At 44.2% G+C, this 10,419-nt stretch carries 8 protein-coding genes; all 8 read right to left on the bottom strand.

The annotated features are described in order from the left end of the window. The coding region (locus WKI49_01555; protein ID MEJ7621188.1) for an efflux RND transporter permease subunit at window positions 1-3,233 on the bottom strand (3,233 nt) is incomplete at its 3' end. Between the two features lie 2 nt (window positions 3,234-3,235). Next, complete coding sequence (locus WKI49_01550; protein MEJ7621187.1) at window positions 3,236-4,354, bottom strand: efflux RND transporter periplasmic adaptor subunit; 1,119 nt, start codon at window positions 4,352-4,354, stop codon at window positions 3,236-3,238. Continuing rightward, a complete protein-coding gene (locus WKI49_01545; GenBank protein MEJ7621186.1) occupies window positions 4,351-5,661 on the bottom strand; it encodes a TolC family protein in 1,311 nt (436 codons plus the stop codon). The genes WKI49_01550 and WKI49_01545 overlap by 4 nt, the downstream gene beginning before the upstream one ends. Window positions 5,662-5,701: 40 nt before the next feature. Beyond that, window positions 5,702-6,301: a hypothetical protein gene (locus WKI49_01540; protein ID MEJ7621185.1), complete on the bottom strand. Its 600-nt coding sequence runs from the start codon at window positions 6,299-6,301 to the stop codon at window positions 5,702-5,704. Beyond that, window positions 6,285-7,607, bottom strand: a complete 1,323-nt coding sequence (gene murF, locus WKI49_01535) for a UDP-N-acetylmuramoyl-tripeptide--D-alanyl-D-alanine ligase (protein ID MEJ7621184.1) — start codon at window positions 7,605-7,607, stop codon at window positions 6,285-6,287. Before murF ends, WKI49_01540 begins: the two co-directional genes overlap by 17 nt. 8 nt (window positions 7,608-7,615) lie before the next feature. Next, window positions 7,616-8,821 (bottom strand): MFS transporter, encoded by a 1,206-nt coding sequence (locus WKI49_01530; GenBank protein ID MEJ7621183.1) that lies wholly within the window; start codon window positions 8,819-8,821, stop codon window positions 7,616-7,618. 2 nt (window positions 8,822-8,823) lie between these two features. Continuing rightward, entirely contained in the window at window positions 8,824-9,837 is a 1,014-nt protein-coding gene (pheS, locus tag WKI49_01525) for a phenylalanine--tRNA ligase subunit alpha (GenBank protein MEJ7621182.1), read from the bottom strand. Further along, on the bottom strand, window positions 9,834-10,193 hold the full coding sequence (gene rplT / locus WKI49_01520; protein ID MEJ7621181.1) for a 50S ribosomal protein L20: 360 nt from the start codon (window positions 10,191-10,193) through the stop codon (window positions 9,834-9,836). The genes pheS and rplT overlap by 4 nt, the downstream gene beginning before the upstream one ends. Window positions 10,194-10,419 lie beyond the last annotated feature (226 nt).

The following is a 10,419-nucleotide window of genomic DNA, read 5'->3' as shown; positions in this document are numbered from 1 at the left end:
ATATCCCTTTGCACCTCTTCCGCAGTAGGCAGTGTATCCATCCTCTTTACCTTGCTTGCATAATACATCACAGGTATGAGCACGAGGGTGAGGGTTGTAGAGCCTATAGTTCCAAATATTAGAGATATGGCAAGACCGTTGAATATGGGGTCAAAGATTATAACAAAGGCACCCACTATAACCGCTATAGCGGTAAGAAGAATAGGTCTTGTCCTTATAACTCCTGCTTCTACCACCGCAAGGTGGGGTGGCACTCCGGCCTTTATCCTCTCTTCCGCAAAGTCCACCAAAAGGATAGAGTTTCTCACTATTATACCAGCCAAAGCTATAAAACCTATCATGGAGGTAGCAGTAAAGAAGGCATTCATTATAAGATGCCCTGGGATTATACCCACCAATGTGAGGGGTATGGGTGCCATGATTATACCTGGTATCTTAAAGTCTTTGAACCAAGCCAGTATGAGAACATACATGACAAAAAGGGCAACGCCAAAGGCTAAGCCAAGGTCTCTGAAGACCTCAAGGGTTATGTGCATCTCTCCGTCCCACTTAACATATATACCATCCTCTATAAGAGGCAGAGACATCCAAAGTTCCTTCACCTCTCCGTAAGGGTTGGGCAGGTTCTTTATCTTAGACCTCACGTCAAGTATGCCATAGAAGGGTGCTTCTTCTCTTCCCGCCACATCACCTATCACGTAAACCACACGCCTAAGGTTTTTACGATATATGGTGGTAGGAATGGTGTCTTCCTTGACCTCTACAAGCTCTGAAAGGGGCACCCTTTTGCCGTCTTTTGTGGGGATTTGTAGCATCTTTAGCGTATCTATGGTTCTATACTTTTCGTCAAACCTCACAATGATTGGTGTATGTTCCGTATCCGTGTTTTGCATTATGCCTGCTTGATATCCTCCGAGGAGAGCATGCAATGTGTAAACTATCTCCTGCTTTGAGAGACCTGCCAACTTTGCCTTGTCCTCTTTTACCACAAGTCTAAGCATAGGGGCAGGGTCTTCAAGGTATATGCCTTCGTCTGTTATGCTCTTGCTCTCCTTGAATACCTTAAGCACTTCTCTGGCAAACTCTTGCTGGACTTTAAGGTCTGGACCGTAAATTTCTGCTACGATGGGAGATAGCACGGGTGGTCCTGGTGGGACTTCCACAACCGCCACATACTTTGCACCGTATCTTTGTGCTATTTCATGAACTGCAGGTCTTATCCTCTTGGCAAAGTCGTGGGACTGCTCTTCACGCTTGTCCTTATTTACAAGGTTTACCTGTATGTCCGCAAGGTTTGAACCTTGGCGTAAATAGTATTTTCTTACAAGACCATTGAAGTTAAAGGGTGAGGCTGTTCCCACATATATCTGATAGTCGGTCACTATGGACTGCCTTGAAATGTAGTCTCCTATGGCTTTGGCTACTTCAAGGGTTTTCTCAAGAGGGGTCCCTTCGGGCATATCTATAACTATTTGAAGCTCGCTCTTGTTGTCATAGGGTAGCATCTTAACCACTACCACCTTGGTAAACAAGAGACCCACTGACAAACCCATAAGGGCAAGGGTGAAGCCATAGAAGGCGTATCTTTTGGGTTTACTGGTAAGAAGAGGCACCATTAAACGGGAGTATATTTTCCAGAAGGTAGTCTCTTTTATGTTAATTTCATGTTTTTTGTGCTCCTTGTCAAATTTATCTCTTAAAAGTATGTAGCTTGCCCACGGAGTTATGATAAAGGCAACAAGCAGTGAGAAGAACATGGCAACGGAGGCATTTATGGGTATTGGTCTCATGTAGGGACCCATAAGACCCGTGACAAAAGCCATAGGCATGAGCGCTGCGATGACGGTAAAGGTTGCTAATATGGTGGGGTTTCCTACCTCGTCTGTTGCTCTAACTATGGCTTCTCTTGGCGTTTTTGCTAACTTTAGCTCAAACCAACGGTGTATGTTTTCCACCACCACTATGGCATCATCCACGAGTATACCTATGGCAAAAATGAGGGCAAAGAGGGTAACCCTGTTTAGTGTAAAGCCAAAGACTTGACTGAGAAATAGAGCTATGGCAAGGGTTACAGGCACTGCAATACCTACCACTATGGCTTCCTTAAAGCCAAGGGCGACTGCAATGAGAAGTATCACAGAGAAGGTGGCTATTATGAGCTTCTTTATAAGAGTGTCCGCCTTTTCTTTTGCGGTCTCTCCGTAGTTTCTCGTTATGGTTACGTTTAGGTCCTTAGGGATTATCTTACCCCTTAAGTGTTCTACAAGGTCAAGCACCTCCTTGGCTACCTCTACCGCATTGGTTCCCACTCTTTTGGAAATTGCTATGGTAACCGCAGGATAAAGCTCTCCAGGCTTTACCCCCTCAATACCCTTTTCCTTATGCTGAGGACCAAAGCCCATAAGCACGTAGTCCTTTATTTCAGAAGGACCGTCTATCACTGTGGCTATGTCCTTCATATAAACAGGTCTTGAATTGAAGACTCCAACCACTATGTTTTCCACATCTTCCTTAGACCTCAGAAATTCTCCAGTCCTTACCACATACTCTTTTCCACCCTGGACCACCTTACCACTCAGGGCTTGTGCGTTGGCGGATTGTATAACTTGAGCTACATAAAGGGGAGAAATACCGTAAGCTGCCATTCTTTGTGGGTCAAGAATTACGCGAACTTGTCTTGGTCTGCCTCCCACCAAGAAAACATCCGCCACGTTTTGAACCTTTTTTATCTCATTCTCAAGGGCTCCAGCTATTCGTCTCAGCTCATAATAGTCGTAATTCTTACCCCAAAGGGTAAGGGTTAGTATAGGCACATCATCTATGGACTTGGGCTTTATGAGGGGTGGCAGGATAACTCCAGGGGGTGCCAAGTCCATCGCAGACATCATCTTGGTGTTTAGGTCCACAAGAGCCTTTACTGGGTTTGTGCCCACATAAAAGCGTGCGGTCACAATAGCCATTCCTTCCATACTGGCGGAATATATGTATTCAATGTCCTTTAGTTCCCAGAGCTTTTTCTCAAGAGGTGCCACAACCCTCCTCTCCACCTCCTCAGGAGTAGCACCAGGATAGGCTATCATTATATCTATCATAGGAACCACTATCTGTGGCTCTTCCTCCTTTGGAGTGGTAATAACCGCAAATAAACCCAAAGCAAGGGAAACTAATATTAGGACAGGAGTTAGCTTTGAGTCTATGAAGTAGTTAGCAAGCCTTCCTGCAAAACCATACATGCTCAGCCTCCTACCCTACAACCTTCGCAGGCTTTTTCTATACCCTCAACAACTATCCTTTCACCCTCCCTTAGACCCGATAGCACTTCCACCTTATCTCCCCTTTTCTCACCGAGCTTTACAAACCTCAACTCAAGAGTATTATCGGGCTTTACCACCCAAACACCCGTGAAATCAAAGCGTCTTACTATAGCACTTTCTGGGACAAGGAGCACATCTACACTTTCAGGTATTAGAAGGCTTGCATACATACCGCTCTTTATGCCTTCCGCATTCTCTAACCTCACCTTGACCCTAAAGGTTCTCGTAGCAGGGTCAAGTGCAGGTGAAACTTCTACCACTTTACCCCTCAAAGTCTTTCCAAGTCCAGACACGCTTACCTCATACTCTTGACCTATTTTGACCTTACCCACAAACCTCTCTGGTAAGAAGGCTTCAAAGAGGTATGGAGGAGCTTCTACCACAAGGAGCGGATGACCAGGAACTGCAATGTCCCCCACATCTACCATTTTTTGAACCACATAACCATTTACTGGTGATGTAATGTTGGCATACTTTATGTTGCTGGCTATAGCTTGCCTTTGACTTTGAAGTGCCCTCACACCCGCCCTTGCCTGTTCTACCTGTGCCTGTGCGGACTCAAACTGAGCTTTTACTTGGTCAAACTCCTGCTGGGTTATAGCTCCTTCCTTCAAGAGAGCAGAATACCTTTCAAAGGTTTTTCTCACCGCTTCGTAGTTTGCAATCGCAGACCTGAGTGCCTGCTCTGCCTGAACCATTTGATGATTGAGTGCCTCTATTTGAGCCTGAATGTCTTCCGCATCTATGCTTACAAGAAGTTGACCAAGCCTTACGCTATCGCCCTCCTTAACAAGAACGCTCTTTACCCTTCCCATAATTCTGGAGGAAACCTCTACTCTTTTGTCCGCTACTATCTGACCAGTATATGGACTTAGAACTTCTGAGAGCTTTTCCACAGTGCCAATGCTTATACCATGAACCACCTTTGCTTCTTTGGAGATTTCACCAGCCTTTTCCTTCTTTGTGAGGAATCCCCCAAGCCATACTACCATGGCAAGTATTACCAAGACAAATAACGCATACTTTATCCATCCTTTCATCTCTTCACCTCCTCCACATAACCTGCACTGTAAAGGACCTCCATATAAGCCTTATGGCATGCGTTTATTGCCTGAACTCTTTCAAGTCTTGCCTTATCAAGCTCCGTTTGAGCGTCCAAAATATCTACCATTCTGGCAAGTCCGTTCCTGTATCTTAGCTCCATAATCCTTAGAACCTCTTGACTTGCCCTTATTCTGTCTTCTGCAGACCTTAACATGTCAAGTGCGTTTTCATACTCCGCATAAGACCTATTGAGGTCAAAGAGCGCAGAATCCCTAAGGAGCTTTAACCTTTCCTGAAGGCTTGCTCTCCTCTCTAAGTTTGCCTGAGCCCTTCTTAGGGTTGTAAGCCCTGTGTCAAAGGTCCAGGACACGCTTACACCTGCGAGATAGCCCTTGCCGTCCGCACCAAAGGGATGGTCCTTTGAGTTAAGAAAATACTGTGCAAAGGCAAAAACTTGTGGCAGGTTATCTGAAAGGGTAAACCTGTAGGCTTCTTCAAGCATCTTAAGCCTTTCTTCAAGAGCCTTTATGTCTTTTCTATTTTGAACCTTTTCTCTTAGATAGTTTATATCTATCTGTGGGCAGTGTGCTACTTCTTGAACCTCAAAGTCTCCAAGAGGAACACCCACCACAAGCTCAAGACCCTTCTTTGCGGTCTGATAGCCTCTTATAGCCTTCTGTAAGTTTTCCTCAGCCTTTGAGAGGTATACCTTTGCTCTTAACACGTCAGAGAGCAATGCAAGACCAACCTTATGCATCTGCTCTGCGAGCCTAAGATGCTCCATTGCATCTTTGACTGCCTGCTCTGCGACCTTGATGCTTTCTTTGGCAAGCACCGCATCCATGTAAGCGTTGTATACTTGCCTTATAACCTCTTCTTTCCTTCTTTCCGCCTCAAGGCTCACAGCTCTGTATTCATACTCCGCCATTTTCTGCGCAGACTGCACCTTGCCACCAAGCCATATGGGAACTTCAAGGGTAAACCTTGTCTCAAAGTTGTTTATAGCCTTTGGGTTGTTTAGTCTTGCAGGGTCAAAGTCTTGCATAGTTATCCTTTCCTGATTGAGCTTACTCATAAAGGCATAGGCTGGCATATCGGTTCTTGTGAAGGTCTCTTCCACCTTTATTCTGGGAAAGAAAGCACCCCTTGCCGCCTTTAGCTCCAGCTCCTGAGCCTTAATATCTCTCTGTGCGGACTTTATAAGGTAATTGTTTCTAATGGCGAGCTCTATAGCCTCTCTTAGTTCAAGCTCCCTTGCCAAAGCCAAGCTCAAAAGCGTTATAAGGAGAACCGCTATTCTCATGGTTTATCACCATATAATTATATCACTATATTCTAATACGTCAAACATCGCTCAACAACCTATTAATAGCATTTATAACGTATAACCTAATCTTCGCAGAACTTGCATCGTCCACATCTATTTCAAAAGTTAGCTTTGAAATAAATGTTTTTTCCTCCATTATACCTACAAGCCTTGCACTACCAGATACTCCCGAAAGCTCTTCCCTACCCGTAATTTTGAAATCTAATCTCTTATTTAGCATTTCTGGTATTATGGAGGTATCTGTCACCACAAGAGAGAAACCACCTTCTGATATATCAAGAGGCATAAAAGCACGGAAGCTACCGTCAATTTTAAGAAGAACCACAAAGACCTTGTCCTTTTGGACTGGAACTCTTGGCTTGCTTCTATCTCCAAGTTTCCCTTCGCCTGTGTAGAAAATGTTTACTATTATCTGGTTGCTTTTCTCTACCACTGTTCCCGGAATAACGAAGTTCATGTATCCAAGGTTTATAGTGTCTCCTGTCAATATAAACCTTCCTGCCAAGGGTGTCGTCTTCAGATAAAGCATTCCTTCCTGATATTTGAGTTTCTCAAGCCTTGTATGGAAGAGGATACCACCTTCAAGTATCTTATAAACATCAACAAGCTTTGCCATTAATCATCCCCTCCACTAACTGCTCCATACTCATACCTCTTGAACCTTTAAAAAGTATAACAGCTTTTTCATGAACATTCCAAAGAAGCCAGCGAAGGATTTGCTCATGAGATTTAAAAAAGAAGCACTCTTCCTTAAGTTTTCTACACTCTTCATAGGCATGCCTCATATTCTCTCCAAAGAAAAGGCAAACATCTATACCAAGCTCTGCACAAAGCCTTCCCACTTCCCTATGGTATTTCTCAGAGTCCGCTCCAAGCTCTAACATATCACCTAAGACCGCAATTTTTTTATCATTGAAAAGGCTCAAACTTCTCAGAGCCATCCTTACAGAAGGAGGGTTTGCGTTATATGTGTCATCTATGAGTAGTAGGTTTTGCTTCCTTAGGATACGAAAGCGACCTTCCACTGGATGAAAGTCCGCAAGGTGTCCACAAAGACCCTTCCAGTCTATTCCCAAAGCCTCAAGTATGGCGAGGGCACAGAGGGTATTCTCTACTATCGCAAGACTTGGCACTGGAATAAAGACTTGCACTCCGTCCACTATAAAGCTCACACCCTCCTCGGAAAGCTTTAGGTCTTTCGCTTTGAACTTGCCATCTCCAAAAACCAACTTTCTGGGTATATGGTAGCAGTGAGATACATAAGCAGGGCATATGCCACAATCTTCCTCCTGCATCTGGTAAAACACTTCGCCGTTTCCAAGCACCACATCATCAAGGCATCCAAAGGTCTCAAGATGCTCTTCGCCTATGGCAGTTATTGCCCTTATGTGTGGCTTTACCAGTTCCACGAGCCTCTTTACATCTCCCTTTTGGCTTGCACCCATCTCTACAACCCAGAAATCACAATCCTCTTCAAAGTTAGCTACAGAGAGAGGGACACCGATTTGAGAATTGTAGTTTCTGGGCGTTTTGCAAACCCTTCCTACCTTAGAAAGCAAAAAGGCGGTAAGTTCCTTCGTAGTGGTTTTGCCTGCAGACCCTGCAATGGCAACAACCTTTCCCTTAAAGTTTTCTCTTTTCCAACTCGCAAACCTTCTTAGAGCTTCCAAGGCACTTTCCACCACTATTTGAGGAGTATCCTTAGGAAGCTCAAGCTCTCTCTCACAGATAACCCCCACCGCTCCCTTCTGAATTGCCTGCAAGGCATAGTCATGTCCATCGTGGACCTTGCCTTTTATTGCCACAAATAGCTGACCCTCTTGCACGCTTCTGCTGTCTATTGAGAAACCACTAAAAGAAGCAGGCTTCCCAATATGCCTTCCTCCAAGAAGCTTAGCTAACTCAAGAGTAGTTAACAGCATCTTAACACCTACCCCTTTGTAGTTTCTAATTTTAGAGGCAGTTTCAAGTCTTTAAACCATAAAAGAGCAAACAGTCCCCATATGGACACCAAAAGAAGTGCAAGGCTTATCATATACATATAGCCATGCTTTAATACATAGCCTCCCCACATACCACCTGCAAAAGCTCCAAGAAACTGGGTAGTGTTGAAAAATCCAAGAGAAAGACCTCTCAGGTCTTTGTGTGTTAGCCTTGTAAGTAGGGACGGCACAAGAGCCTCAAGTATGTTAAAGCCTATGAAAAAGAAAAGCACCATAAAAACTATCCCCCAGAAGTTTTCAATAAAGGTAAAGGAAAGAAAGGAAAATCCAAGGAACATAACCGCAAGCATAAACACCTCTTTAAACCTACCTCTCTTTTCTGCAAGTATTACCGCAGGGACCATGATGGCAAGGGCTATAACTATCGTAGGTAAGTATATCTCCCAATGCTTTATTTTAGGATAGTTATGCAGATACACAAGCTCATAAGGCACTACGGTAAATATAAGGACCATAAGGGCATGAGTCAGAGCTATGGAGAAGTTAAGAAAGAGCTGGTTTCTGTCTGTGAGGAGAAGAGTGATGTTTTTTATAGATGGGTTTATTTCCCGCTCTTTAGACCTCTGGGAAGGCTCAGGAACTTTTAGCATAAGCAATGCGGTTGCCACAAGGCTCAAAAAGGCAGTAAGGAAAAAGAGAAAGGGAACTCCAAACTTGCCAGCAAGAACTGGAGCTACTGTTAAGCTCAAAGCAAAGCTAAGCCCTATGGAAGCACCTATGTGGGCAAAGGCTCTTGTCCTTACCTCTTCCCTTGTAAGGTCCGCAGAAAGAGCTATCATAGCAGAGGATACCGCACCAAAACCTTGTAGGAAACGGGCAAAGACCATGCTCCATATGTTTGACACAAGACCAGCCATAAAACTCCCAAGAGCGTATGTAATCATGCCTACAAAGATAATGGGCTTTCTTCCATACTTATCGGAGAGATATCCGAAGGGTATCTGAAGCAGGGCTTGTGCAAGACCGTATATGCCTATGGCAAGACCAATAAGCGTTGGAGTAGCTCCTTCAAGAGTCCTAAGGTAAGGAGAAAGAACAGGAAGAAGCAAGAAAAGACCGAGCATACGCACCATAACCGCAAAGGTTATGCTAAGAACTACCTTCCTCTCCTGTGGTGTGAAGTCTTCTAACATAACTAAAATTGTTTGAGAAACCTTAGGTTGTTTTCATAAAAGAGCTTTATGTTGTCTATGCCAAAGTAGAGCATGGCAAGCCTTTCTACACCCATACCAAAGGCAAAACCTTGATACTCTTCTGGGTCTATTTGGCAATTTTTAAGGACTTGAGGGTGAACCATGCCACAGCCCATCACCTCAAGCCACCCGCTTTCTTTGCAAACTCTACACCCACTACCACCACATATAACACAGCCTATGTCTACTTCTGCAGAAGGCTCTGTAAAAGGAAAGTAAGAAGCCCTAAAACGGACAGGCACATCCACTTCAAAAAATTCTTTCAAAAAGGTCTCTATAGTGTATTTCATGTGTCCAAAGCTTATATCTCTATCTACCGCAAGCCCTTCCACTTGGTGAAACATAGGCGAATGGGTTGGGTCGTCATCTCTTCTGTAGACCTTGCCCGGTGCTATCATATATATGGGTGGTTTCTGAGATAGCATGGCTCTTATTTGGACAGGAGAGGTGTGCGTCCTTAAGAGATAGCCCTCTTTGTTTACATAGAAGGTGTCCTGCATCTCTCTTGCAGGATGCTCCTTCGGAATGTTTAACATGTCAAAGTTATACTCTTCAAGCTCTATCTCTGGACCTTCCATTACAGAAAAACCCATACTAACAAAGATGTCCCTTATTCTTTTCATGGTCTGAGTTATAGGATGAAGGCTTCCAAGTTCTGTCTCAAGAGGCACAGAAAGGTCAATCCACTCTTGAGAGAGTTTCTTTTCAATCTCAAGGGCTTTGAGCTCCTCTTCCTTTTTCTTGAATAGCTCTTCCGCAAATTCCTTTAGCCTGTTTACCCTAAGCCCGTATTCTTTTCTTTCTTCTGGTGGCACTTCCCTTATGCGTGCTATGGCTTGGGTTATGAGACCACTTTTCCCGAGATATTTTGCCTTGAGCTGTTGCAGTTGGCTGAGGTCTTTTACAGCCTCTATACTACCTTCAAGCTCTTCTTGAACTTTCTGAAAATCTATCATACAGGTTGTGCCAGCGCTTCCTTTGCCTTTTCCACTATCTTGGAGAATCCTTCTGGGTCTCTCACTGCCATTTCTGCGAGCATCTTCCTGTTTAGGTTTATACCAGCCTTTGAAAGCCCGTGCATAAACTTGCTATAGGAAAGTCCATGAGCCCTGACCGCTGCGTTTATACGAGCAATCCAGAGCCTTCTAAACTGTCTCTTTCTTTGCCTTCTATCTCTATACTGATACTGAAGAGCCCTAAAGACATATTCCTTTGCCCTTCTGTATACGTTCTTACGCTGACCTCTAAAGCCCTTTGCCAGCTTTAGTATCTTCTTCTTAAACTTCCTTGAGGATGGACCCTTTACACGCATCTCTGCCTCCTACAGTTTTCTGACAACTGAATTTTTAATTATAGCACAGACAAACCGCAGTCGCTGGAATATTTCCACCCTGCTACGGAAATAGGTAAAAATGCACTACCGCCACTTGGAGAAAAAATGCTTGCTTCCGGCGATGGACCTATGTTATTATAGTAGTTGCTACTGAAGGTTTTTTAGCGTTACAGGGTAACGGGTTTTAGTTGCCAATTGTGGGATT

The organism is Aquificaceae bacterium (genome assembly GCA_037722135.1).
Classification (GTDB): Bacteria; Aquificota; Aquificia; order Aquificales; family Aquificaceae; genus Pampinifervens; species Pampinifervens sericum.
Note: the sequence above shows the minus strand (reverse complement) of the source record. Positions and strands in the feature narration are given on the sequence as shown.

Bases quoted from the DNA above. Each gene is read 5' to 3' on its own strand.
- murF (MEJ7621184.1), bottom strand. From the start codon at position 7,607: ATGCTGTTAACTACTCTTGAGTTAGCTAAGCTTCTTGGAGGAAGGCAT.
- WKI49_01550 (MEJ7621187.1), bottom strand. From the start codon at position 4,354: ATGAAAGGATGGATAAAGTATGCGTTATTTGTCTTGGTAATACTTGCC.
- pheS (MEJ7621182.1), bottom strand. From the start codon at position 9,837: ATGATAGATTTTCAGAAAGTTCAAGAAGAGCTTGAAGGTAGTATAGAG.
- WKI49_01540 (MEJ7621185.1), bottom strand. From the start codon at position 6,301: ATGGCAAAGCTTGTTGATGTTTATAAGATACTTGAAGGTGGTATCCTC.
- WKI49_01545 (MEJ7621186.1), bottom strand. From the start codon at position 5,661: ATGAGAATAGCGGTTCTCCTTATAACGCTTTTGAGCTTGGCTTTGGCA.
- rplT (MEJ7621181.1), bottom strand. From the start codon at position 10,193: ATGCGTGTAAAGGGTCCATCCTCAAGGAAGTTTAAGAAGAAGATACTA.
- WKI49_01530 (MEJ7621183.1), bottom strand. From the start codon at position 8,821: ATGTTAGAAGACTTCACACCACAGGAGAGGAAGGTAGTTCTTAGCATA.